19 protein-coding genes, 1 tRNA gene and 1 pseudogene are annotated in these 23808 nt (G+C 73.1%); 15 read left to right on the top strand and 6 right to left on the bottom strand.

Features of this window, described 5'->3' with window-relative positions:
- Positions 1 to 1370: type I polyketide synthase (locus ACIGO6_RS40205; RefSeq protein WP_399885519.1), on the bottom strand; the 1370-nt coding region annotated here is incomplete at its 3' end.
- Between the two features lie 211 nt (positions 1371 to 1581).
- Between ACIGO6_RS40205 and ACIGO6_RS40210 the strand changes: the two genes are divergently transcribed.
- The 11 genes from ACIGO6_RS40210 (at position 1582) to ACIGO6_RS40260 (ending at position 13985) form a co-directional block, all read left to right on the top strand.
- Positions 1582 to 2433, top strand: coding sequence for a thioesterase II family protein (locus tag ACIGO6_RS40210; RefSeq protein WP_399885521.1), 852 nt, complete (start codon positions 1582 to 1584; stop codon positions 2431 to 2433).
- A gap of 32 nt (positions 2434 to 2465) precedes the next feature.
- Positions 2466 to 3587 (top strand): 3,5-dihydroxyphenylacetyl-CoA synthase DpgA, encoded by a 1122-nt coding sequence (gene dpgA, locus ACIGO6_RS40215; RefSeq protein ID WP_399885571.1) that lies wholly within the window; start codon positions 2466 to 2468, stop codon positions 3585 to 3587.
- Between the two features lie 140 nt (positions 3588 to 3727).
- Positions 3728 to 4444, top strand: a complete 717-nt coding sequence (dpgB, locus tag ACIGO6_RS40220; RefSeq protein WP_399885523.1) for an enoyl-CoA-hydratase DpgB — start codon at positions 3728 to 3730, stop codon at positions 4442 to 4444.
- Positions 4445 to 4505: 61 nt separating this feature from the next.
- Positions 4506 to 5882: a (3,5-dihydroxyphenyl)acetyl-CoA 1,2-dioxygenase DpgC gene (dpgC, locus tag ACIGO6_RS40225; protein ID WP_399885525.1), complete on the top strand. Its 1377-nt coding sequence runs from the start codon at positions 4506 to 4508 to the stop codon at positions 5880 to 5882.
- Positions 5852 to 7570 carry a thiamine pyrophosphate-binding protein gene (locus ACIGO6_RS40230; protein WP_399885527.1) on the top strand — a complete coding sequence of 573 codons (1719 nt, stop codon included), beginning with the start codon at positions 5852 to 5854 and terminating at the stop codon, positions 7568 to 7570. Before dpgC ends, ACIGO6_RS40230 begins: the two co-directional genes overlap by 31 nt.
- A complete protein-coding gene (locus ACIGO6_RS40235) occupies positions 7567 to 9036 on the top strand; it encodes an aldehyde dehydrogenase family protein (protein WP_399885529.1) in 1470 nt (489 codons plus the stop codon). Before ACIGO6_RS40230 ends, ACIGO6_RS40235 begins: the two co-directional genes overlap by 4 nt.
- The gene (gene dpgD, locus ACIGO6_RS40240; RefSeq protein ID WP_399885531.1) at positions 9033 to 9830 is read left to right on the top strand and encodes an enoyl-CoA-hydratase DpgD; all 798 of its coding nucleotides are present in this window, start codon (positions 9033 to 9035) and stop codon (positions 9828 to 9830) included. The genes ACIGO6_RS40235 and dpgD overlap by 4 nt, the downstream gene beginning before the upstream one ends.
- A gap of 90 nt (positions 9831 to 9920) precedes the next feature.
- Positions 9921 to 10145, top strand: coding sequence for a DUF5988 family protein (locus ACIGO6_RS40245; RefSeq protein ID WP_399885533.1), 225 nt, complete (start codon positions 9921 to 9923; stop codon positions 10143 to 10145).
- 64 nt (positions 10146 to 10209) lie between these two features.
- The gene (locus tag ACIGO6_RS40250) at positions 10210 to 11799 is read left to right on the top strand and encodes a methyltransferase domain-containing protein (protein WP_399885535.1); all 1590 of its coding nucleotides are present in this window, start codon (positions 10210 to 10212) and stop codon (positions 11797 to 11799) included.
- The gene (locus ACIGO6_RS40255; protein WP_399885537.1) at positions 11796 to 13415 is read left to right on the top strand and encodes a PQQ-binding-like beta-propeller repeat protein; all 1620 of its coding nucleotides are present in this window, start codon (positions 11796 to 11798) and stop codon (positions 13413 to 13415) included. Before ACIGO6_RS40250 ends, ACIGO6_RS40255 begins: the two co-directional genes overlap by 4 nt.
- A 129-nt stretch (positions 13416 to 13544) precedes the next feature.
- Entirely contained in the window at positions 13545 to 13985 is a 441-nt protein-coding gene (locus tag ACIGO6_RS40260; RefSeq protein WP_399885539.1) for a winged helix-turn-helix transcriptional regulator, read from the top strand.
- 42 nt (positions 13986 to 14027) lie between these two features.
- On the opposite strand, the gene ACIGO6_RS40265 is transcribed toward ACIGO6_RS40260, so the two are convergent.
- Positions 14028 to 16622 (bottom strand): AAA family ATPase, encoded by a 2595-nt coding sequence (locus ACIGO6_RS40265; protein ID WP_399885541.1) that lies wholly within the window; start codon positions 16620 to 16622, stop codon positions 14028 to 14030.
- Positions 16623 to 17268: 646 nt separating this feature from the next.
- Between ACIGO6_RS40265 and ACIGO6_RS40270 the strand changes: the two genes are divergently transcribed.
- The gene (locus ACIGO6_RS40270) at positions 17269 to 18099 is read left to right on the top strand and encodes an SDR family NAD(P)-dependent oxidoreductase (RefSeq protein ID WP_399885543.1); all 831 of its coding nucleotides are present in this window, start codon (positions 17269 to 17271) and stop codon (positions 18097 to 18099) included.
- Positions 18100 to 18224: 125 nt separating this feature from the next.
- On the opposite strand, the gene ACIGO6_RS40275 is transcribed toward ACIGO6_RS40270, so the two are convergent.
- Positions 18225 to 18298 (bottom strand) — tRNA-Pro (locus ACIGO6_RS40275).
- A 100-nt stretch (positions 18299 to 18398) separates the two neighbouring features.
- Here ACIGO6_RS40275 and ACIGO6_RS40280 point away from each other — a divergent pair.
- The 3 genes from ACIGO6_RS40280 to ACIGO6_RS40290 all read left to right on the top strand — a co-directional run bounded on the left by ACIGO6_RS40280 (position 18399) and on the right by ACIGO6_RS40290 (position 21926).
- A complete protein-coding gene (locus ACIGO6_RS40280; protein WP_399885545.1) occupies positions 18399 to 18938 on the top strand; it encodes a DUF309 domain-containing protein in 540 nt (179 codons plus the stop codon).
- Between the two features lie 48 nt (positions 18939 to 18986).
- A complete protein-coding gene (gene cobF, locus ACIGO6_RS40285; RefSeq protein WP_399885548.1) occupies positions 18987 to 19760 on the top strand; it encodes a precorrin-6A synthase (deacetylating) in 774 nt (257 codons plus the stop codon).
- Between the two features lie 87 nt (positions 19761 to 19847).
- Positions 19848 to 21926 (top strand): MDR family MFS transporter, encoded by a 2079-nt coding sequence (locus tag ACIGO6_RS40290; RefSeq protein ID WP_399885550.1) that lies wholly within the window; start codon positions 19848 to 19850, stop codon positions 21924 to 21926.
- Positions 21927 to 21997: 71 nt separating this feature from the next.
- Here the strand turns inward: ACIGO6_RS40290 and ACIGO6_RS40295 are convergent, their stop codons facing one another.
- The 3 genes and pseudogenes from ACIGO6_RS40295 to ACIGO6_RS40305 form a co-directional block, all read right to left on the bottom strand.
- Positions 21998 to 22747 (bottom strand): cobalt-precorrin-6A reductase, encoded by a 750-nt coding sequence (locus tag ACIGO6_RS40295; RefSeq protein WP_399885552.1) that lies wholly within the window; start codon positions 22745 to 22747, stop codon positions 21998 to 22000.
- Positions 22748 to 22859: 112 nt separating this feature from the next.
- A pseudogene (locus tag ACIGO6_RS40300) lies at positions 22860 to 22958 on the bottom strand (DUF4232 domain-containing protein); the annotation flags it as partial.
- A 55-nt stretch (positions 22959 to 23013) separates the two neighbouring features.
- Positions 23014 to 23787 (bottom strand): sulfite exporter TauE/SafE family protein, encoded by a 774-nt coding sequence (locus tag ACIGO6_RS40305; RefSeq protein ID WP_399885554.1) that lies wholly within the window; start codon positions 23785 to 23787, stop codon positions 23014 to 23016.
- Positions 23788 to 23808: the final 21 nt, after the last annotated feature.

A 23808-nucleotide genomic window follows, 5' to 3' on the forward strand; every position in this document is an offset into this window, starting at 1 on the left:
TGCGCATTCGTCCCCGACACACCGAACGACGACACACCCGCCCGCCGCACCCGACCCTCAACAGCCGGCCAAGCCCTCTCGTCCCTGAGCAGCTCCACCGCACCCGACGCCCAGTCCACCCGACTCGACGGCAACCCGACATGCAACGTCCGCGGCAACACCTCATGCCGCAACGCCATCACCATCTTGATCACGCCGGCCACCCCAGCAGCCGCCTGCGCATGCCCGATGTTCGACTTCAGCGAACCCAGCCACAGAGGCCCGTCGGCCGGGCGCCCCGGGCCGTAGACGTCCAGGAGGGCCTGCGCCTCGATGGGGTCGCCGAGGGCCGTACCGGTGCCGTGGGCCTCCACGGCGTCGATGTCTCCGGGCTCCAGTCGGGCGTCGGCGAGGGCCTGGCGGATCACCCGAACCTGGGACGGGCCGTTCGGTGCCGTGAGACCGCTGCTCGCGCCGTCCTGGTTGACCGCGCTGCCCCGCACCACCGCCAGCACCCGGTGCCCGTTGCGCCGCGCGTCCGACAACCGCTCCACCAGGAGCATGCCGACGCCCTCGCCCATCCCGAAACCGTCCGCGTCCTCGCCGAACGCCTTGCAACGGCCGTCCGCCGCCAGCCCCCGCTGCCGAGAGAACGTGGTCATGCCCTCGGGGGTGGCGAGCACCATCGCACCGCCGACGAGGGCGGCGGTGCACTCGCCCTTGCGCAGGGACTGGGCGGCGAGGTGGAGCGCGACCAGCGAGGACGAGCACGCCGTGTCCACGGTGAGCGCCGGACCTTCGAGACCGAACGTGTAGGAGATGCGACCGGACGCCACGCTCGCGGCGTTGCCGGTGATCAGGTAGCCCTCCAGTTCGGGGGCCGCGTCGGCGAGCAGCGACGCGTAGTCGGGGCCGCCGATGCCGACGAAGACACCGGTCCGACTGCCGCGCAGCGAGGCGGGGCTGATGCCGGCGTTCTCCATCGCCTCCCAGGAGGTTTCCAGGAGCAGCCGCTGCTGCGGATCCATCGCCAGCGCCTCACGCGGCGAGATCCCGAAGAACCCGGCGTCGAAACCGGCCGCGTCGTGCAGGAACCCGCCGCCCCGGACGTAGGTCTTGCCGGGAGCGTCGGGGTCAGGATCGTAGAGTTCCTCGGTGTTCCAGCCCCGGTCGGCGGGGAAACCGGTGACGGCGTCGCGGCCGTCGGCGACGAGGGCCCACAGTTCTTCCGGGGACGTGACCCCGCCGGGGAGCCGGCAGCTCATACCGACGATGGCGACGGGTTCGTTGTCGTCCGCCTCCAGTTCCCGCACCCGCAGCCGCGTTCGCTGCAGATCGGCGGTGACTTTCTTGAGGTACTCGACGACCTTTTCCTCGTTGCTGCTGCTCATTCCACACCTTGGGTCGGGTCACGCGGAAGAGGAAGAGTGAGACGCACAGGGAATGCCTGGAACGCTAACGAACCGACCCCCCTAATACGTACCCCTAAGCCTCACCCCTGGGGATTTTCTAGGGGTTGCCCGGTAGGGGTCCGGACCAGCAGCCTTGAGCCGTCGGATTCCGTCAACTCCCAGCCGAGCGACGATCCGGAGGTAAGGCCGCGTGACCGACGCCGATGAGTGGATCATCAGGTTCTCACCGGAGCCGCGGGCGCCCGTGCGTCTCGTCTGTTTTCCCCACGCCGGTGGTTCGGCGAGCTTCTTCTTCCCGCTCGCCGGTGCGCTCGCACCGGACGCCGAGGTGCTGGCCGTGCAGTACCCGGGTCGGCAGAACCGGCGGCACGAGCCGTGCGTCGACGATGTGCACGCCCTCGCCGACGCGGTGGCCCAGGCGCTCGGAGCACGGTCGGACGGACGGCCGTTCGCGCTGTTCGGGCACAGCATGGGGTCGCTGGTCGCCTTCGAGACGGCCCGCCGACTCCAGACCCGGGGCGCGGCTCCGTCGGTGCTGTTCGCCTCGGGGCGCCCGGCGCCTTCGTGCCTGCGCGCCGACACGGTGCACCTACGGGACGACCAGGGCATCCTCGATGAGATCCGGGCGGTGGGCGGTACGGACGCGCGGATCCTGGACGACCCGGAGCTGCTGTCCTTCGCGCTGCCCGCGTTGCGCGCCGACTACCGGGCCGTGGAGACGTACCGCGCCGTCGAGGGCGCGGCAGTGGCCTGTCCGGTGACGGTGCTGACCGGGGATCACGACCCGCGGGTCTCCGTCGCCGAGGCGGAGGGCTGGGCGGTCCACACCACCGGCGGGTTCTCGATGCGGGTGTTCCCCGGCGGTCACTTCTACCTGGCCGAGCTCGCCCGGGAGGTGGCCGAGGCGATCCGTACGACGCTGCGCGGAACGCCCGGCGCCGAGCCTGACCTCACCCGACCATCCATCACCGTTCAACGGACTCCGGCCGGCAACGGCGGCGAACCGCGGTCCGACGGTTTTCTCACCCGGAGCGGACATTGACCGAGGCCCTCGTTTCTCCGTACGACACCGCGTTGCGGGAGTCCGTACTGCCCGTGGACGATCTTCCCCTGCTGCCGAACTCACCGAGGCTCATAGGGGTGGGCACGGCGGTCCCGTCGGATTCCTATTCCCAGCGGGAAATACTCGACATATTCGCGATCGACGATCCGCGCGTAAGGTCGGTATTCCTGAACAGTGCGATAGAGCGTCGCTTTCTGCGGTTGCCACCGGAACGCGAGGACGGCGGCGGCCGGCATATGGAGAGCCAGGGCGAGTTGTTGCGGAAGCACCGGGAATCCGGTGTCGACATGGGTGCCCGGGCGCTCCAGGAGTGTCTGAAGAACACGGGCGCGACCCTCGACGACGTGCGTCACCTGTGCTGTGTGACGTCCACCGGTTTCCTCACGCCGGGCTTCAGCGCCATGCTCATCAAGGAGCTGGGACTGAACCCGTCCACCAGCCGTCTCGACGTGGTCGGCATGGGCTGCAACGCCGGGCTGAACGGCCTGAACAGCGTCGTCGGGTGGGCCGCCGCGCACCCGGGCGAGCTGGCGCTCATGGTGTGCGTGGAGGCGTGCTCGGCGGCGTACGTCTTCGACGGCACGATGCGCACCTCCGTCGTCAACAGTCTCTTCGGCGACGGGTCGGCGGCCGTGGCGGTCGTCGCGGGCGAACCCTGGGGCGAGGACGCCGGGAAGGCCGAGGGGTCCCGGGGTCCCGAGGTACTGAAGTTCGCGAGCTGCATCATTCCCGAGGCGATCGGGGCGATGCGCTACGACTGGGACGACGACCAGAACAAGTTCAGCTTCTTCCTCGACCGGGACGTGCCGTATGTCGTCGGCGCGCACGCCGAGGAAGTGGTCGGGCGGCTGCTGGCGGGCACGTCGCTGCGGCGCAGCGACATCGAGCACTGGGTGGTCCACTCGGGCGGCAAGAAGGTCATCGACTCGGTGATGGTCAATCTCGGCCTGACCCGGCACGACGTCCGGCACACCACCGGCGTGCTGCGGGACTACGGCAATCTCTCCAGTGGCTCCTTCCTCTTCTCCTACGAACGGCTCCTCGACTCCGGGGTGGTCCGCCGCGGTGACTACGGGGTGTTCATGACGATGGGGCCGGGCTCGACCATCGAGACGGCCTTGCTCAGGTACTGACGCCGCGCCAGTGACGGCAGCGTGTGCCGACGGCTCCCGAGGCGTTCTCCGAAGACACCAGAAGCAATGACGCCCGAAGCGACGACACCAGAAGCGACGACACCAGAAGTGACGACTCCAGAAGTGAGGACAGCAGAACCATGTCTTCTGTCGACAGCGTGGCCGCGCCGGCCCACCGGCCCGGCGTCCACCTCGAAGTTCCCGGCAGCCGGCCGCTGACGCCCGAGCTCGTCGCCGCCGTCCAGGAGGTGTGCGACCGGGCCGAGGAGCTCGGGGACGAACCGGTGGTGGTGCACCTGGGCGGCGGGCCGGACGACGGGACGCCTCCGGCCACGGACGGCGTCGCGGTGCACCTGGTGAACAAGTGGGAGCGGGCGCTGCGCCGGCTGGAGCGCCTGGAGACGGCGACCGTCGCGGTGGTCTCCGGGGACTGCTCCGGCCCGGCGGTGGAGGTGCTGCTGTCGTGCGACTACCGGATCGCCGGGCCGGATCTGCGGCTGACGCTGCCGTTCTCGGCGGGCGAGCCGTGGCCGGGCATGCTGGTGTACCGGCTGGCCAACCAGCTCGGAGTGGCCCGGGCCCGCAGCCTGGTGCTGTTCGGCACCGCGCTGTCGGCGGAGCGGGCGGCCGAGGTGGGTCTGGTCGACGAGGTCACGGAGACGGTGGCAGCCGTCACGGCGGAGCGCCTGGCCCGGGCGAGGGACTTCGCCGGGACCGAACTCGCGATTCGGCGGCGGCTGTTGCTGGATGCCGCCGCCACCAGCTTCGAGGACGCCCTCGGTACCCATCTCGCGGCCTGCGACCGCGCCCTGCGCCGGTCGGACCGGACCGCCGTGCGGGAAGCCCCGGCCGGCTGAGCCCCGTAGAGCCCGCACACCGCGTATGCCCCCACCCCTTCCTCCGAGAGGAGCCCCTCCCATGACGACGGCGGATCCGGTGCGCACCGGCGCCCCCGAGCGCACCCCTGCCGCTCTCCCCGACCCGCCCGTGCCGACCGGTGACTTCCGCGCGGACTCGGCGGCGCTGACCGGCCACGCCGAGCGGGGCGAGGAGGTGCTGGCGGGTCTGGGGCCGAAGCCGGACCGCTCCCCGGAGCAGCAGGCGCGGGCGGACGCGGTGCACCGGTCGTGCCGCTGGCTGCGGGCCCGGTTCATGGCGGCGCACGCCACCCGGCTCTACGACGAGCTGACCGCGGGTCGCACGGTTCCCCTGCGGATCGGCGAGCTGGCCCAAGCCGCGGCCGACCGGGTGCCGGGGCTGGTGCCGGACAAGGCGCAGCTGGCCGCGGAGGCGGCGGGGCCGCAGGCGCACAAGGAGGGCCGGGAGATCGACCAGGCGATCTTCTTCCGAGCGGTGCTGAGCCTGCCCGGGCCGGGCGCCCATCTGCTCGAGTCGATGCGCCGGCCCACCGCGCGGGCGGTGTCCCTGCTGCCGGAGTTCCGGCGGCAGGGCTCCCTCGACCTCGGCGCGGTGCGGGTCGCCCGCCGCGACGGGGTGGCGTACGTGACGCTCGCCAACACCCACTGCCTCAACGCGGAGGACAACGGTCTCACCGTCGACCTGGAGACGGCCGTGGACCTGGCGCTGCTCGACGACGACGTGCGGGTGGGAGCGCTGCGCGGGGCGGAGATGACCCATCCGCGGTACGCCGGGCGGAGGGTGTTCAGCGCCGGCATCAACCTCAAGCACCTCCACCAGGGGCTCATCTCTTACGTGGACTTCCTGCTCGGCCGGGAGCTGGGCTACATCAGCAAGCTGGTGCGCGGCCTGGTGCCCAAGGACGGTCCGGCGGCGTGGCCGAACCTGTCGGTGCAGAAGCCGTGGGCGGCGGGCGTGGACGCCTTCGCCATCGGCGGCGGGATGCAGGTGCTGCTGGTCCTCGACCGGGTGGTGGCCGGTGCGGACGCCTGGTTCAGTCTGCCGGCCGCGCAGGAGGGCATCGTGCCCGGCGCGGGCAATCTGCGGCTGACCCGGATCACGGGGGCGCGTACCGCGCGGCGGGTGTTGCTGGGCGGGCAGCGGCTGCGCGCGTCGTCCGCCGAGGGGCTGCTGATCTGCGACGAGGTGGTCGAACCGCAGGACGTGGGAGCGGCGCTGGAACGGGGTGCGGCGGAGCTGGCGGCGGACGCGGTGGTCGGCAACCGGCGGATGCTGCACGTGGCGGAGGAGCCCGAGGAGGCGTTCCGGGGCTACATGGCGGAGTTCGCCTTCACCCAGGGGCTGCGGCTGTACAGCGAGGACGTGCTGGCGAAGGTGGGCCGGTCGTGGTCCGGGACGGACGGGGTGCGGGGGTGACACCGGTCGAGGCGCTGCTGGCCGTGCTGCGCGAGGAGGGCGTGGACCGGGTGTTCGGCAATCCGGGCACCACCGAACTGCCCTTCCTGGACGCGCTGGTGGGCGCGGAGGACATCGCGTACGTCCTCGGTGTGCAGGAGGCGTCGGTGGTGGCGATGGCCGACGGGTACGCGCGGGCCACCGGCCGGCCGGCGTTCGTGAGCCTGCACGCGGCGGGCGGTCTGGCCAACGGCCTGGTGGGCCTGTTGAACGCGAGCCGGTCGCGGACGCCGCTGGTGGTGACCGCGGGCCAGCAGGACCGGCGTCACCTGGTGCAGGACCCGATGCTCTCCGGGGACCTGGTGGGACTGGCGCGCGCGGCGGTCAAGCACACCTTCGACGTGCAGCACGCCGACGATCTGCCGGTCCTGCTGCGCCGGGCGTTCCGGCTCGCCGTGCAGCCGCCGGCGGGGCCGGTGTTCCTGTCGGTGCCGATGGACCTGCTGGCCGAGTCCGGTCCGGTGGAGGTGCCCCGGGTGTCGGCGCCGGTGGCGCCGGGCGTCGCGGCGGGGGTGGCGGAGGCGGCCCGGCTGCTGGCGTCGGCCGAGCGGCCCGCGGTGGTGGCGGGCGACGGTGTGGGCCGGGACGGGGCGGTCGCCGAACTGGTGGCCGTCGCGGAGGAGCTGGGCGCGGTGGTGTGGCACCAGCCGATGAACGACTGGCTCGACTTCCCGACCGCGCACCCGCTGTACGCGGGGGTGCCGGCGCCGGTCAACGCGTCCGTGCGGGAGGCGCTGACCGGCCACGACGTGGTGCTGATCGTCGGCTGCCACGCGTTCACACCGCACCACTACAGTGCGGGGCCGGCGATCCCGGAGGGCACCCGGGTGGTGCAGTTGGACACCGACCAGGCCGAGTTGGGCCGCACCTTCCCCGTGCACGTGGGTCTGGTGGGCGCGATCGGGCCGAGCCTGCGCGCGCTGGCGGAGCGGTTGCGCGAGCCGGACACCGGTCCCGAGGCCCTTGCCCGCGCGGCCGCGGACCGGACCCGCGACATCACCGCCCGGATCGCCGCCCGGCGCCGCGCGGTCGACGAGGAGGCGCGCGCCGCCTACGGGCCCGCGCCGTTCGACCCATTGGCCGCGGTGCACGCGGTGGCCGCGGGGTTGCCCGAGGAGGCGGTGCTGGTGGAGGAGGCGATCACGTCCGGAGTGCTGCTGCGCCGGGTGCTGCGGCAGACCCGGCCGGGGTCGTTCGTGCACACCGTGGGCGGCGGGCTGGGCTCCGGGATCGGCGGGGCGACCGGCACCGCCCTGGGCGCCGGGGGCCGGCCGGTGGTGGCGGTGCTCGGCGACGGCTGCGCGCTGTTCGGCCTGCAGGGACTGTGGAGCGCCGCACGGTACGGCGTACCGGTGACGTTCCTGGTCATGAACAACGGCGAGTACCGCACCCTCAAGGAGACGCTGGACGCATGGGACTCCCGGGCGAGCCGGGCCGGCACCTACCCGGGGCTCGAACTCTTCGACGGGCGCGGCGACTTCACGCGCGCGGCGGAGTTCTTCGGGGTTCCCGCGACACGGGCGGCCACCCTCGCCGAACTGACGGAGACCGTCGCCAAGGCGGCGACCCGGGAAGGGCCGCTGCTGGTCGACGTACCGGTGAACGGACACGCGGACCGCGCGTCCGCGGGGAAGGCAGGACGGCGATGACCCGGCTCGTCGACACGGCCGCCGCGCACGGGAAGGTGTTCGGCGGCGGCTGGTACGCCCCGTCCGGCGGTGTCCTGGAGGTCGTCGAACCGGCCACCGGGCAGCGGCTGGCGGTCACGGGCCGGGCCGGCGCGGCGGACGTGCGGGCCGCCGTCCGGGCCGCCGCCAAGGCGCAGCCGGCCTGGGCCGGGACCGCTCCGGCCGACCGCGCGCGGGTACTGCGGCGGGCGGCGCGGCTGCTGGAGGACGCCACGGAGGACGTCGTGGCGTGGCTGGTCCGGGAGGGCGGCGCGGTCCGTGCCAAGGCCCGGGCCGAGGCCGGGTCCGTCGTGGACGAACTGTGGGCCGCCGCTGCTCTGCCCCTCCGGCCGTACGGGCAGTTGCTGCCGGACGGCCCGGACCGGCACAGCCTGGCGCGGCGGGTGCCGCTGGGCGTGGTCGGGGTGATCAGTCCGTGGAACTTCCCGCTGCTGCTGGGCATGCGGGCGGTGGCCCCGGCGCTGGCGCTGGGCAACGCGGTGGTGCTGAAGCCCGATCCGCGCACGCCCGTCTCCGGCGGGCACGTGGTGGCGGCCCTCTTCGAGCGGGCCGGACTGCCGGCCGGGGTGCTGCACGTGCTGCCCGGCGACGCGGAGCCGGGGCGGGCGCTGGTGACGGACACCGACGTCGCGATGATCGCGTTCACGGGGTCGTCCGCGGTGGGCCGCGCGGTGGGCGAGGCGGCCGGGCGCGGACTCAAGCGGATGTCGCTGGAGCTGGGCGGCAACAACGCCTACGTGGTGCTGGACGACGCGGACCTGGAGGCGGCCGCGTCGTCGGGCGCGTGGGCGTCCTTCTTCCACCAGGGCCAGGTGTGCATGACGGCCGGGCGGCACATCGTGCTCGCGTCGGTCGCGGACGCGTACGTGGACCGGCTGGCCGCGCACGCGGAGAAGCTGACCGTGGGGGACCCCTGGGCACAGGACGTGCACCTGGGGCCGCTGATCGACGAGGCGCAGCTGGCGCGTGTGCGGTCGATCGTCGGGGAGTCGGTGGCGGCCGGGGCCCGGATCCGCTGCGGCGGGGACGCCGACGGCCTGTTCCACCGGCCGACGGTGCTGACCGGGGTGCGCGCGGACATGCCCGCGTTCACCGAGGAGATCTTCGGCCCGGTGGCGCCGGTGATCGTGGTCGCCGACGAGGAGGAGGCGGTCGCCGTCGCCAACCGGACGGCGTACGGCCTGTCCGCGGCGGTGCAGACCGGGTCGGCGGAGCGCGGCCTTGCGCTGGCGGGCCGGCTGCGCACCGGCATCGTGCACGTCAACGACCAGACGGTCGACGACAACGCCCATGTGCCGTTCGGCGGTCGCGGACTGTCGGGCAACGGCAGCCGGCACGGCGCCGAGCAGAGCTGGGACGAGTTCACCCAGTGGCAGTGGCTGACCGTGCGCTCCGGCGCCCTGCCCGCCCCCTGGGACCGGCCGTGACACCACGCGTCCGCTACGAGAAGGAGGGCCGCGTCGCCCGGGTCACGCTGGACCGGCCCGAGGTGCTCAACGCGATGGACCTGCGCACGCACGAGGAACTGGCCGGGATCTGGGACGCCGTCGAGGCCGACGACGCCGTGTGGGTGGTGGTGCTCACCGGCGCCGGGGACCGGGCGTTCAGCGTCGGTCAGGACCTGAAGGAGCTGGTGGCGCGCACCGAGGCGGGGACCGCGGAACCGTCGACGTTCGGCAGCCGGGGCAAGCCGGGCTGGCCGCGGCTGACGGAGCGGTTCGCGTTCCCCAAGCCGGTGGTCGCCCGGGTCAACGGCTATGCGCTCGGCGGCGGTTTCGAGCTGGCGCTCGCCTGCGACCTGGTGATCGCCGCCGAGCACGCCGAGTTCGGGCTGCCCGAGGCGCGCCTCGGACTGATCGCCGGGGCGGGCGGCGTCTTCCGGCTCACCCGGCAGCTCCCCTACCGGACGGCGCTCGGGCACCTGATGACGGGGCGCCGCCTGGCCGCCGTACGCGCCCATGAACTGGGGCTGGTCAACGAGGTCGTGCCGGCCGGGCGGCTGGACGAGGCGGTCGACGGCTGGGTCGAGGACCTGCTCCGCTGCGCGCCGCTGGCGGTGCGCGCCGTCAAGGAGGCCGCCGCCGTCTCCTACGGGCTGCCGCTCGACCAGGCGTTCGACACCCGTTACGTCTGGGAGGAGCGGCGCATGCACAGCGCCGACGCCCTGGAGGGGCCGCGTTCCTTCGTCGACAAGCGCCCACCCCGCTGGCAGGCCCGCTGAGGCCGCCACCGCATCCGACCACGACACCCCCATCACAGCACTCGAACCACCGCGCACGACCACCGCATCCGAGAGAGGAATCGAGGCGTCATGTCCCTGCAGCCGCTACCGCCGAACGTGATCCTGTACGGCGGCCCCATCGACGAGATCCCCGAGCACGAACGCATCCGCCACGTCACCGACCTCGACGACACCGTGAAGATCTTCCGGGGCCACCGCTACGAGCACTACGTGTCCTCCGGCCGGACCGAGCGCCACGGTGAGCACGAGCTGGTCGTCTTCGACTGGACGCGCTGCACCTACGTGGCCGAGTGATCAGGCCCGCGGGGCCGTACCGGACGTACGACGGATGACCACGCACGACCAGAAAGGCACTCTCATGGATCTCGCCCCGGACGTGCGTACGGCGCTCGACGCGTACCTCGGCGGGCGGCCTCCGCGGGCCGACGGCACGGCGTTCCGCCGGCTGGCGGGCACGGTGTGGGAGGCGGGCACGGCGCTGCCGGGGTCCGCCGAGGCCGTGCCCGCGCTGATCGCCGCCTTCGAAACGGCCGGTCCCGCACACCGGCCGCACCTCGCCGTACTCCTGGGACTTCTCGCGGAGACGGAGACGGAGACGGGACCCGGAACGGGACCGGGACCGGGAACGGCACCGGGACCGGGACCGGGAAGGCAAACGGACACGGAACTCACGCACGAGGCGGTCCGGCGGGGCCTCCCCGTCTTCCTGCCGGCGCTGCGGCGGTCCGGCGGCGACGGGGCGGCGACGGCCGCGCTGCTGTACCTGCTCGGCCACTTCCCGGCGGACCGGGCGGCCGTCCTGGACGCCGCCGCCGGACTTCCGCTGGACACCGGGGACCTGGCCCGGCTCGAGCGCCTCCTCGCCCCGCCCGACCCGGCCGACCCGGCCCTGGGACGGGTGTGGCCGTCCCCCGCCGCCTGGGAACTGAGCGCGGAGGAACGGGAACTGGACCGGGCCTGGGTCAAGGGACTCCCCGCCGGCCAGGTCACGGCGCTCTGGGAGAACGACACCCGGTCGCTGCTGTCGTACGCCGGGGCGAAGGCGCTGTGGGCGGCGGAGCACGGCTGGGACGGCTACCGCCCCGAGCCCGGGCCGGCGCTGCCCGTGGCCCCGGAGGAGGAACGGCGGGCGGCCCACCGGACCCTCCCGTCCGCCGCGAAGGCCGCCGCGCTGCGCTGTCCGACCTGCCTCGAGGAACTCGCGTTCGGCCCGGAGGGCGCCCGGTGCACCGGCTGCGGCGCGGCCCATCCCTGGTCGGGCACCGCCCTCGACCTGTCGTGCGGGGTCGGCGACAAGACCGCGGCGATGATCCGCAACGTGCCGCTGCGCTACGACAACGCGCTGCGGCCGGCGTTCCTGCGGCTGATGGGCGAGAACTGGGCCGGGGCGGTGTCGGTCGCCGACGAGGACCGCTACCTGGCCGAGCGGGTGCGTCCGGCGGACGAGGACGCCCCGGTGCTGGACCTGGCAGCCGGCACGGGCCGCTGGACCTCGGTGCTGGCCGGTGTGGTGGGCCGGGACCGGGTGATCGCGCTGGACCTCTCCGGCGCGATGCTGGAGCGGCTCTCCTCCTCCCTGCCCCGGCTGACCACGGTCCGGGCCGGGGCGCTGGCGCTGCCCTTCGCGGATGCCTCCCTGTCCGCGGTGAACTGCTGGAACGCGCTCCAGGCGGTGCCCGACGCGGCCGCCGCGATCGCCGAGGTGGGCCGATGTCTGCGCCCCGGTGGCACCTTCACGCTGCTGACCTTCCGGCCGGCCGCCGACCCGCTCTACCGGTACTTCCAGACCCATACGCAGGGAGTGATCGTGTTCGAACCCGACGCGCTGCGCGGGATGCTGGAGGAGGCCGGGATGGCCGTCCGGGACCTGTCGGGACCGGGCAGCTTCCTCTTCGCCACCGCCGTACGAGAAGACACCGGCGTCCATGAGAAGCGGGGCGCGCGGTGAGCCCCGTGGTCCCGCGCCGGCGGTGGGCCCGGCTGCGGGCCGCCGCCGTCGCCTGTGTGGTGGTGGTGGCCGCCGCCACGGTGACCGCCGCCGACACGCCGGGCGCGTCGCGGGGCGGCGGCGACTGGCCGTCCTTCCAGAAGGACCTCGCAGGCTCCCGCTACAACGGTGCGGAGCGCTCCATCACCCCGCACACCGTGGGCGGACTGCGCCTGAAGTGGTCCTTCGCCTTCCCGTACGTGTCCGGCGCGGTGCCCCAGGGCCAGCCCGCGGTGGTGGGCGGCTCGGTGTACGTCGGCGGCCCCGACGGCCGCCTGTACGCGTTGGACGCGCGCGGCGGACGGACGCTGTGGACGTTCTCCCTGGCCTCTGCGGCGCCGGACGCGGCGAAGGCGGTGGTGCGGAACAGCCCGGTGGTGTCGGGCGGGCGGATCGTCTTCGGTGACACGCAGGGCAGGCTGTACGCGGTGCGCCGGTCCACCGGCGAGCTGCTCTGGACGACCCGCCTGGACAGCCACCCGTCCGCGATGCTGACGGGGTCGCCCGTCGTCCACCGGGGGAAGGTGTTCATCGGCGTCTCCAGCGGCGAGAACGTCGGCGGCACCGACTACGCGTGCTGCACCTTCCGCGGCCACATCGACGCGCTGGACGTCACGGACGGGAGCCTGGCGTGGCGCCACCACACGGTGCCCGAGCCGCGCCCCGCGGGCACGTGGCCGAGCGGCGCGAAGCGCTACGAGCCGTCCGGCGGCAGCGTCTGGAGCTCCCCCACGGTCGACCCGCGCACCGGCACGGTGTACGTGGGCACCGGCCAGAACTACACCGGCACCGAGGGCGAGACCGACTCGGTGCTGGCCCTGGACGCCGGGACCGGCGCGGTCCGCTGGACCCGGCAGATGACGCACCCCGACACCTGGCGGCTGCTCTGCAACCAGCCGAACACCCCGCCGGAGTACTGCCCGGGCAACGCCGACGGCACGGCCCTGGACTACGACCTCGGCGCCCATCCCAACCTGTTCACCGTCGACGGCCGGCCGCTGGTGGGCATCGGACAGAAGAGCGGCGTCTACCACGTGCTGGACGCCCGGACGGGCGAGATCGTCTGGCAGCGCCGGCTGTCGGTGCCGCGCCCCGGTGACATGGGTCTGTCGGGCATCCAGTGGGGCGCCGCCTACGACGGCAGGCGGCTGTACGTCGCCACCAACCGGGCCGAGCCGGGCACCCTGTTCGCCCTCGACCCGGCCTCGGGCGAGCTGCTGTGGGAGTCACCGAACCCGGCCGACGGCTGTACGACCGGCGGCGCCGCCGCCCATCCGGACGTGTGCTTCCCGGCTCTGGTCTCGGCGGTCTCCGCCACTCCCGGCCTGGTCTACGAGGGGAGCACGGACGGCAAGGTCCGCGCCTACCGGGCGGACAACGGCGAGGTCGTGTGGCAGTACGACACGCTGCGGGACTTCGACGGCGTCAACGGCCTGCCCGGCCGGGGCGGCGCGGTCTCCGGCAACGGCGGCGGAGTCGTCGTGGCCGACGGGACGCTGTTCGTGCGGCCGGGGCACTGGCCGGTGTATCCCGACTCCCGCGAAAGGGGGTTGGTACTGCTGGCCTTCGGACGGTGAGCGCCGTCGGTGCCCCGGGGCCGGGGCACCGACGCGCGTGCGTCCCGTGGCCTGTTTCCGATGGGTGCCCGTCGTGACGATCAGTACCGTGGAGGACCGAGCGGCATGTCACGGGCTAGGAGGCTGTCAGTGGGGGCGCAGGGCGAGCTGAGCACGGACGCGGTCGACGACCTCGACGCCGGTGGTCCGGAGGGTTTCCGGTCCGGTGACCCCGAGCAGGACATGGAGGCGTGCCGGGAGGTCCACGAGATCCTCGGTCTGGTGGGCGACCGGTGGAGTCTGCCGGTCATGGGCCAGCTCCTCGACCGGCCGCTCCGCTTCGGTGAGCTGCAGCGGGCCACGCGCGGCATTTCGCAGCGCATGCTCACGTTCACGCTGCGCCGCCTGGAGCGCGACGGCCTGATCAGCCGTACCGTGCACCCCTCCGTACCGCCCCGGGTGGAGTACGCGCTGACGCCGCTGGGCGCCGCGCTGCTGCGGCCGGCCGCGGAGCTCGGCCGGTGGGCCTTCGCCCACCGGCACGAGATCCAGACCAATCAGCGCGACTACGACGAGCGGTGCGGGGGCTGACGACGGCGCTCGGCCGACGGCTGTTCTCGGCCTGATCCGGGGTCAGGTCCGCAGTGCTTCCAGGGCCGCCAGCCGCGCGGCGAGTTCGGTGCGGCGGCGGACCCCCAGTTTCCGGTAGGTGCTGGTGAGGTGCTGCTCCACGGTGCTGACCGTGACGTAGAGCTTCCTGGAGATCTCGCGGTTGGTGTGGCCGTGCGCGGCGAGCTCGGCGACCCGGCGCTCCGACTTGCTGAGCCGGACCGGTGTCGCGTCGCCGCCCAGCAGCCACGCCGGGGTCGCGGGGACGCTCTTGGCGGTCGGCTGCCGCGGCACCACCCAGGGCCGCCCGGTCGCTGGTGCCGGTTCGGGGCGCGGCGGGACCACGCTGCCGGGCGGCGCGCCGACGGACGGGACGACCGCGAGGCCGGGCGGGTCGAGGCGCGGGAAGGGGCCGGTCCGCGCGTCCAGGCCCCAGGCCGACAGCAGGTCCCGGCAGGACTCGAAGTCGTCTGCCGCCTCCTCCCGGCGCCCGAGGACCGCGAGGTGGTAGCCGCGTGCCTGGCGGTAGTCGAGGCCGTAGCGGGTCTCGTACAGCGCCTCCGGCACCGGGGTGCTCAGCACCCGGTCGGCCTCCTCGGCGTCGCCCGCGTCGGTCGCGGCGCGCAGCAGGGCGGAGAGCGGAGCGCCGACGGCCACGCCCCACTTCTCCGCCGGTACGCGGGCCAGTGCGGCCCGCGCCTGTTCGCCCGCCCGGTGCGGGTCGCCGTCCCGCAGGGCGATCTCCGCCCGCAGGCTGTACAGCACCGCCTGCCAGGTGGTCGCCCGGTGCCGGGCGGCGCGGGCCAGCAGGGCGTCGCAGTGGCGCGCCGCCCCCCGCAGCCGCTTCCCCTCGATGAGGGCGGTGAGGGCGGCGCGCAGGAGTTCCAGGGTCGAGTCGGTCAGCAGGCAGTTGCGCAGGAGGTGTTCGGCACGGCTGACGGCGCTCTCCTCGACCCGGCCGGACACGACCGCGTCCAGGATGTCGGCGGCCGAGCGGTACGGGTCGAACTGGCCCGGCGCCCCGGTGGGCGCCGGCTGGTCGTCCCGCTGGGCCGGTGCTTTGGCCAGCGAGGGGTAGAAACAGCTCAGCCAGATGTGCAGAAACCGTTCTTCGTCGGGCGTGGCGGCTCGGCGCTCCGGGAGTGCGCCGAGTAGGTCGAGGACTGCCTCCGCCTCGCCGAGACGTCCGTGCCACAGCAGCATCCGCAGCAGGAACACGCCGTCGCGCCAGTCCAGTCGGCCCTGCCTCAGCGCGGCCGCCATGGCCGGCGCGTGCCGCAGCGGCACGGTCGGATCGGTGCGCCACTCGGCGGCGGCGAGGAGGGCCGCGACGGCGCCCCGGTCTTCCTCGCCGGTCACGGCGTGGGCGAGTTTCAGGCACCGTACGGCGTACTCGGTGCGGGCCCGGACCAGCGCGGCCTCGGCCTCCTCGGACAGCAGCCCGGGGGCCCACCAGGGCAGCGGCGAGCCGGCCTCCAGCAGATGACCGACGACCTCCTCGGCGGGGGCGCCGGAGCGCCTCAGCAGCGTGGCGATCCGGAGGTTGAGCCGGGCCCGCTCGGGCGCGGCGATGTGGTGCAGCACCGCGCGCTCGGCGGTCGCGTCGCGGAAGCGGGCGCCTTCGACCAGGCCGGCCTCCTGGAGGACCTGGAGGTACTCCATGACCGTGCGGCGGTCGCGGTCGAGCATGGCGCTCACCAGTTCGACGGAGCTCTTGTCGCCGAGCACCGCGATGACGTGCGCGGTGTCGAGGACGCCCGCGTCCCCGCAGAAGAGGCAGGACAGGACGGCGTCCTCGAACGCCTCGCGGGGCGAGGTCCTCGGCTGCGGCCCGAGGGAGTTGCGGTGGTCCTCGGCCATCGCCCGTACCAGCAGCGGGTTGCCCCCGGTCGCGGCGTGGCAGTCGGCGGCAAGCCGCTCGGCTGCCTCCTCGCCGATCTCGTCGGCCAGTTGCCGCCGGACCCCTTCCAGGTCGAGGAGAGAGAGACGGATGCGACGGGCGTGCGGCAGCCGGAGCAGCTCGGCACGGAAGGCGCTGCCGTGACGCCGCGGCAGGCCCCGTTCGCTGAACACCATCAGCACCCGGCTGTGGCGCAGCCGGCGGGCCAGGGAGACCAGGGCCCGCGCGGACATGCCGTCCGCGTGCTGGACGTCGTCGATGGTGATGACCACGGGCCGCTCGTCGGAGAGCCGCTCCAGGAGGAGCCAGACGGTGCGGACGATCTGGCCGTAGGTGCGCTCCCGGTCCTCCTCGCCGGGTTTACCCGTGAGTACGACGGAGCAGAACTCGGTGTCGATCTGCTGTTGGATCAATTCCTGGCAGTCCGGTCGCAGCGCCACGTCCTGGAGGAGCTGCGTCATGACCTCGAAGGGGAGTCTCTTCTCCGCCTGGGAGACGGTCGCGCTGAGAACCAGCGCACCGGCGTCCCGGGCCCGTTGGTCAAATTTCTGTAAGAGAGTGCTCTTGCCCGCTCCCACCGGTCCGCTCATGAGGACCACGCCACCACGCCCCGTACAGGAATCCTGAAGCAGCGTATCGAGAAGTCGCAGGTCATGCGGGTGTTCGTTCAACGAGGCCACACCATCCCCCAATGGGCTCCAACGCGGCTGCGGATTCACCTGCCGAGCTTCCGCAGAACGCGGTGAGCAGGCTCAACTCGCAGTCGAAGAGAGTCTATAACATTCGAATATGCCGACCGGAGATTGGCCGTGGAGCGACAGTGAGGCTCATCACAATGTGTTTACGGAGCGGTAACTCAATTCCTTGCTTCGGGCTACCTTCAGGGCTCAGCAGCACCGTTTCCCGACTCGTCGCCCCGCCGAACGCGGACACCGAACAACAGTCCACCGATACGGCCGTCGAACACTCGGTAAATCCCGCCCTCCGATGGCCGAAAATCAACGGGCAATTTTCCGCCGGGCGGAGTCCGGCCGTGCTCCGGCATGCACCCCCGCCCCCTTCCGTGCGACCGGCCGTGCGCCGCGCACACCCGCCCGGCTCCTCTGCGCCGGGCCTGTCACCTCGACGGTCGTGCCGGTGTGCGCTACGCACATCCATGTGCCGTCTTGCACGCCCGGCCCGCGGATTGCGAAGATCTGCACAGGCGGGGACGGCACTCGACTTTCGTCCCTCTCGACCTTCGGACAGGGTTCGCGCCGCAGACCGGTCCGCCGGCGGCAGGGCCTCGGGAAATCTTTCCGAAACCCTTGTCGAACCTCGGCGGAACGCAACGGCATACGGCAGCGACCCGGGGAGCACTTCTACATGGTGAATGCGGTCGTCTCAGGCGGTACCGACGGAATCGGAAGAGCGCTGGCCCGCCACTTCCTCAGCACGGGAAACTCCGTGATCATCGTCGGCAGGAGTCCGCAAAAGGGTGCCGAATTCCTCCAGGAGGCCGAGCGCGCGGGCGCCTCCGACCGTGCCCGTTTCATCCGGGCCGACCTGGGTCTGGTGAGTGAACAGCGGCGGGTGGCGGCCGAGATCGCCGAGATCTTCCCCGTGGTCGACCGCCTCGTTCTCACCGCCCAGCATTTCCAGGGAAAACGGACTGTCACCGCCGAGGGCTTCGAGCAGACTTTCGCCCTCTATTACCTCAGCCGATACGTGCTGAGCCACGCACTGGTGCCGCAGCTGGAGAAGTCCGCGAACCCGGTCGTGCTCAACGTGTGCGGTCCGGGAGTGCCGACCGGCGAGATCCACTGGGACGACCTCCAGCTGGAGCACGGCTACAAGGGCCTGAAGGCGATGATGCAGGGCAGCCGCGCCAACGACCTGCTGGGCGTCGGCTTCACCCGGGCCCATCCCGGCAGCCGGGTGCGCTACGTGCTCTACAACCCCGTGTTCGTGGCCACCAACTTCTCCGGCGACTACAAGGCCCCGGTCCGCCTCGGCATCTCCGTGGCGAAGCTGCTGGGCGCGACGGTGGAGAAGGGCATTCGACCGGCGGTCGCGCTCGTGGAGGAGCCGCCCGCGGCGCCGCTGAGCGCGTTCAAGAAGCGCAAGCCCGTCAGCCTGGACCACAAGGCGTTCGACCAGAACGCCGCGGACCGGCTCCGTACGGTCACGGAAGAGCTGCTGGCCGCACGGACCTGACCCCGCCGGGCGGTCCAGGATCCGGCACTGCCGCCCGCCCATCCGGCAGGACGCCGTCCCCGAGGACATGCCGGAGGGCCCGCCGGATTTCTCCGACGGGCCCTTGGACCTGCGACTGTCTCCAGTCGGGACGACAGGATTTGAACCTGCGACCCCTTGACCCCCAGTCAAGTGCGCTACCAAGCTGCGCCACGTCCCGGTGTGCTCTCGCGCGGTGTACCGCGCGATCACGCGGACAGCACTTTACCTCACCCGCCGGGCCACGCCTAAGCGGGCGGGCGCGAGCGACAATCGACCCCATGGACAGCCCTGCCGACAGCCCCATGGACCGCACAGCCTCGAACCGACCGGTGGACGCCCGGGACCGCGACGACGAGGGGCGGGCCCGCAACGCCCGGCCCCGGGACGGGCTCGGCCGCCCGTTGCCGTACGGCGCCGACGGCGTGCCCCGCCAGCCCGAGGGCGTCGTGCGGGCGCCGGACGAGACGGTCGCCGAGGCGCAACGGCTGCTGGAGGAGGGGAAGCCGTTCCACGCGCACGAGGTCTTCGAGGACGCCTGGAAGTCGGGACCCGCTCAGGAGCGGGAGCTGTGGCGGGGAATGGCCCAGCTGGCCGTCGGACTCACCCACGCGGCCCGCGGCAATGTGACGGGCGGGGCCAGGCTGCTGCGGCGCGGGGCTGGGGCCGTGACGGACTGGGCGGCGTCGGGGGCCGGGCGGGGGCGGCCGTACGGGATGGACCTGGGCGGGGTCGCCGGGTGGGCCCGCGCGCTGGCGGACGAGGTGGAGGGCGGCGCGTCCGTGGACGCGGGGGCGCGGGCGCCGCGACTGCGGGGCTGAGGGCGGCCCGGCCGGGGCGTTGCCAGGGGCGTACGGCAGACTCGTGGCGTGCGGACAATTCATGTGATCGGTATCGGCGCGGGCGACCCCGACCAGCTCACCCTCCAGGCGGTCAGGGCGCTGAGGAGCACGGACGTGTTCTTCGTCCTGGACAAGGGCGAGGTGAAGTCCGACCTCGTGCGGCTGCGCCGGGACATGCTGGAGACGCACATACCGGAGGGGACGTACCGGATCGTCGAGGCGCGGGACCCGGAGCGGGACCGCAGCGCGGGCGGGGAGGGCTACTCCCCCGCGGTCGGTGACTGGCGCAGCGCCCGCGCCGGCATCTACGAGCGTCTGATCGCCGAGGAGCTGGGGGACGACGAGAGCGGGGCCTTCCTGGTGTGGGGCGACCCCGCGCTGTACGACAGCACGCTGGGCATCCTGGAGGAGATCCTGGAGCGCGGCACGGTGACGTTCGAGTACGACGTCGTGCCGGGCGTCAGCAGCGTCTCCTCGCTCGTCGCCCGGCACCGCACCGGGCTGAACCGGGTGGCTCGGCCCGTGCAGATCACCACCGGGCGGCGGCTCGCCGAGGGCTTCCCGGAGGGGGTGGACGACGTCGTGGTGATGCTCGACGCCCACCAGGTCTTCCGGCAGTACGCGGACCAGGACATCCACATCTACTGGGGCGCCTACATAGGCACCCCGGACGAGATCCTCGCCTCCGGCCCGATCGCCGAGGCCGCGCCGCGCATCGAGCGGCTGCGCGCCGAGGCCCGGGAGCGCAAGGGCTGGATCATGGACACGTACCTGCTGCGGCGCAACCCGGGCGACGGCTGACCGGGCCGGGCACGGCCCGGCCGGCAACCGCACCCGGGCAGACCGCCCCCGCATGCGTGGCCCGTGCACTGGTGTGATCGTGACCGTGTGACAGTCGCCGAGGAATCGCCCCGGACCGCCGCGGCCCAGCCGCCCGTACTGGACAAGCGCCGCCGCAACGTCGTCTTCGTCACGATCATGCTCGGCATGCTGCTGGCGGCCCTGGACCAGACGATCGTCGGCACCGCGCTGCCGACGATCGTGTCGGACCTGGGCGGCGGCGAGCACATGTCGTGGGTGGTGACCTCGTACCTGCTCGCGGAGACCGTGGCGACGGTGCTGGTCGGCAAGTTCGGCGACATGTTCGGCCGCAAGGTCGTCTTCCAGATCTCGGCGATCGTGTTCATCACGGGCTCGTTCCTGTGCGGGCTGGCCACGAGCATGCCGCTGCTGATCGCCTGGCGGGCGATGCAGGGCATCGGCGCGGGCGGGCTGATGGTCACGTCGATGGCGTTGATCGCGGACGTCATCCCGCTGCGGGAGCGCGGCAAGTACCAGGGCGCCATCGGCGCGGTGTTCGGGGTGGCGACGGTCATCGGGCCGCTGCTGGGCGGGCTCTTCACCGACCACCTGTCCTGGCGCTGGGCGTTCTACGTCAACGTGCCCATCGCGATCGTCGTCGTCATCGCCGCCGCCCGCACCATCCCGGTGGTGAAGTCGGCCGCCCGGCCCGTCATCGACTACCTGGGCATCGCGCTGGTCGCGCTCGGCGCGAGCGCCCTGATCCTGGCGACGAGCTGGGGCGGCAACGAGTACGCGTGGGGCTCGGGTGTCATCATCGGCCTGTTCCTGGGCGGGCTGATCGCGCTCGGGCTGTTCTGCTGGGTGGAGACCCGGGCGGCCGAACCGATGCTGCCGATGCGGTTGTTCTCGAACCCGGTGTTCACGGTCTGCTCGGTCCTCAGCTTCATCGTCGGCTTCGCGATGCTCGGCGCGCTGACGTATCTGCCGACGTATCTCCAGTACGTCGACGGCGACTCGGCCACCGTCTCGGGCGTGCGGACGCTGCCGATGGTGGCGGGGCTGCTGATCGCCTCGGTCTTCAGCGGGAGCGTGGTCAGCAGGACGGGACGGTACCGGCTGTTCCCGATCGTGGGCACCCTGGTGATGGGCGTCGGCCTGTACCTGATGTCCCTCATGGGGCCGACCACGGGCGCCTGGCTGGAGTCGCTGTACATGTTCGTGCTGGGCACGGGCATCGGCCTGTCCATGCAGGTGCTGACCATCGCCGTGCAGAACACCGTGGACTACGCCGACCTGGGCACCGCGACCTCCGGCGTCACCTTCTTCCGCACGCTGGGCAGCTCCTTCGGCACCGCCGTGTTCGGCACGATCTACGCCAACGCCCTCGGCCCCAACCTGCGCGACGGCATCGCGGCCGCCGCGCGCACCGGGGCCGCCGATCCGGCCGTGATCGGCAGGGCGGCGACCAGTCCGGAGGGCGTGCACCGGCTGCCGCCGGAGGCGTCGGCGCCGATCGTCGGCGCGTACGCGGACACCATCCAGACCGTGTTCCTGTGGACGGTGCCGGTCGCGGCGCTCGGCCTTCTCGTCGCCCTGTTCCTCAAGCAGGTGCAGCTGCGCGACAGCGCCCGGCTGGGCTCCACCGACATGGGCGAGGGCTTCGCCTCACCGCACGACGCCAGCAGCAGACGGGCGCTGGAGGCCGCCGTCGGAAAGATCATCGGCAGTACGGAGCTGGACACCGCCCGCCGGATCATCGCCGACAGCGACACCCGGCTCGACGTCGCGGGCGCCTGGGCCGTCATGCAGGTCGAGCTGTTCACGCGGCTGGTCGGGCACGCGAGCCTGGGGCTGATCGCCGCCCGCCGCCGGGTGCCGCCGGAGGTGCTGCTGCCGGTCTTCGACCGGATGGTCGAGGAGGGGTTCCTCACCCGCCACGGCTCCCTGCTCTCCCACACCGAGGCGGGCGCCCGCGAGGCCCTGGTGATCGGGCGGGCCTGGGCGGCCTGGCTGGAGGACCGGGTGGAGCAGGACGTGGGCCGCCCATCGGACGCGGACCTGCGCGCCGCGGTCGACGCGATCGCCAAGCGACTGCTGGTCGAGGACCTGAGCAACGGCCTGCCCGCCCGGGCGCGGCAGCCGGTCCCCACGGCGGCGCACTGAGACCTGCGCACCGAGACGGCGCGCCGAGACGGCGGGGTGCAACCCGACGGGCACCGCGCGGGCGCGCCCGGTCAGGGGGCGCCGAGGCCCAGCCGCTCCAGGACGCCGGGCACGTCGGGCACCACGGGCACGCCCTCCGGCAGCGGGGGCCGGCGCACGACCACCACCGGCAGGGCGAGGTCCCGGGCCGCCGTCAGTTTGGCCGCGGTGGCCGCTCCCCCGCTGTCCTTGGTCACCAGTACGTCGATGCGGTGGTCGCGCAGGAGGGCGGTCTCGTCGGCCACCGTGAACGGGCCGCGGGCCAGCAGCACCCGGGTGTCCGGCGGGAAGGGGGGCGCGGGAGGCTCCACCGAGCGGGCGAGGAAGTGGAGGCCGGTCAGGTGCGCGAAGGCCCCCAGGCCGAGGCGGCCGGTGGTCAGGAAGACGCGGCGGCCGAGCCCCGGCAGCACGTCGGCCGCCTCTTGGAGGGACGCGACCGGGTGCCACCGGTCAGCGGGGCCGGGGTGCCAGCCCGGCCGACGCAGGATGACCAGGGGGGTTCCGCAGGCCGCCGCGACGCGTGCCGCGTTCGCCGTGATGGTCTCGGCGAAGGGGTGGGTCGCGTCGACGAGGGCGTCCACGCGGTGTTCGCGCAGCCACGCGGCGAGCCCGTCCGCCCCGCCGAACCCGCCGACGCGCACCGCCCCGTCGACCGGGCCCGGCCGGGTCACCCGCCCCGCCAGCGATGTCGTCACCCGCACCCCTGGCCGGTCCGCGAGGACGGCGGCGAGGCGGCGGGCCTCTGTGGTGCCGCCGAGGACGAGGACGTGCGGGATCGGCATGGCGTCGAGGGTACGAGGTGCCCGGTCGGGGCAGGCCGCCGGCTCCGGTGGAGCAGCGCGCCCGCCCGCGCCGGCGCGGCCCCGCCCCCGGGTGGTGGTCGCCTGCGGGCGCTCAGAAGTCGTCGGCCCCGTTGCGGAGTTCGGGCGTCCAGTAGCCGGTGAGCGCCTTCGCCGGGTTGACGGCGCTGCCGTCACTGCCGGGCGCGGTGACCGGATGCCGGCCTGGACGGAGCACCCGCCGGCACCACCTGACCGGTGGGCACGGCCTACCGCAGCAGGAGTTGCAGGCCGCCCACCACCGTCGCCGCGATCACCAGCCGCTCGAACATCCGCTGGTTGATCCTGCTCACGGCCCACTTGCCGATGAACGCGCCGGGCACCACGAACAGCACCAGCGCGGCGTCGAGAAGCAGCGAACGGCCGTCGATCAGGCCCAGGCCGGCGCTGAAGGGCAGCTTGGAGACGTTGACGATCAGGAAGAAGAACGCCGACGTGCCCAGGAAGCCGAGCTTCCGGAAGCCCGCGGAGAGCAGGTACATCGACATCACCGGCCCGCCCGCGTTGGCGACCATGGTGGTGAAGCCGCCGAGGACGCCGTACGAGCGGGCCTTGGCGCGTCCGGCGCGTGAGGTGACCTCGTCCGGCTGCGCGGCCGCGTCCGCCTGCCGCCGACGCCACACCGTCACCCCGGCCATGAACAACAGGATCGCGCCGATCGACGTCCGTACGATCGCGTCGTCGGCCCACACCAGGAACACGGTACCCGCGACCACGCCGACCCCCACCGCCGGGAACAGCCGCCACAGCGTGGGCCAGTGCGCGTGGCGCCGGTAGGTGAGGACGGCCAGGATGTCCCCGGCGATGAGGATCGGCAGCAGGATGCCGGTGGAGGCGCGGGCGGGCAGGACCGCCGCGAAGATCGCGAGGCTGACCGTGTTGGCCCCGCTCACGGCGGTCTTGGAGAAGCCGACGAGGAAGGCGGCAAAGGCGAGTGCGGCGAATTCCCAGCCGGTGAGGTGCCAGAGTGTCATGGTGTCCATTGCGGGCACTGATGCTATGCG

It is taken from the genome of Streptomyces sp. NPDC053750 (assembly GCF_044544295.1).
Taxonomy (GTDB): Bacteria; Actinomycetota; Actinomycetes; order Streptomycetales; family Streptomycetaceae; genus Streptomyces.

What these genes read in the sequence shown, in the direction of transcription:
- dpgB (WP_399885523.1), top strand. Translation starts at nt 3,728, where the DNA reads ATGTCTTCTGTCGACAGCGTGGCCGCGCCGGCCCACCGGCCCGGCGTC.
- dpgC (WP_399885525.1), top strand. Translation starts at nt 4,506, where the DNA reads ATGACGACGGCGGATCCGGTGCGCACCGGCGCCCCCGAGCGCACCCCT.
- ACIGO6_RS40235 (WP_399885529.1), top strand. Translation starts at nt 7,567, where the DNA reads ATGACCCGGCTCGTCGACACGGCCGCCGCGCACGGGAAGGTGTTCGGC.
- ACIGO6_RS40245 (WP_399885533.1), top strand. Translation starts at nt 9,921, where the DNA reads ATGTCCCTGCAGCCGCTACCGCCGAACGTGATCCTGTACGGCGGCCCC.
- ACIGO6_RS40250 (WP_399885535.1), top strand. Translation starts at nt 10,210, where the DNA reads ATGGATCTCGCCCCGGACGTGCGTACGGCGCTCGACGCGTACCTCGGC.
- ACIGO6_RS40270 (WP_399885543.1), top strand. Translation starts at nt 17,269, where the DNA reads ATGGTGAATGCGGTCGTCTCAGGCGGTACCGACGGAATCGGAAGAGCG.
- ACIGO6_RS40280 (WP_399885545.1), top strand. Translation starts at nt 18,399, where the DNA reads ATGGACAGCCCTGCCGACAGCCCCATGGACCGCACAGCCTCGAACCGA.
- ACIGO6_RS40295 (WP_399885552.1), bottom strand. Translation starts at nt 22,747, where the DNA reads ATGCCGATCCCGCACGTCCTCGTCCTCGGCGGCACCACAGAGGCCCGC.
- ACIGO6_RS40305 (WP_399885554.1), bottom strand. Translation starts at nt 23,787, where the DNA reads ATGGACACCATGACACTCTGGCACCTCACCGGCTGGGAATTCGCCGCA.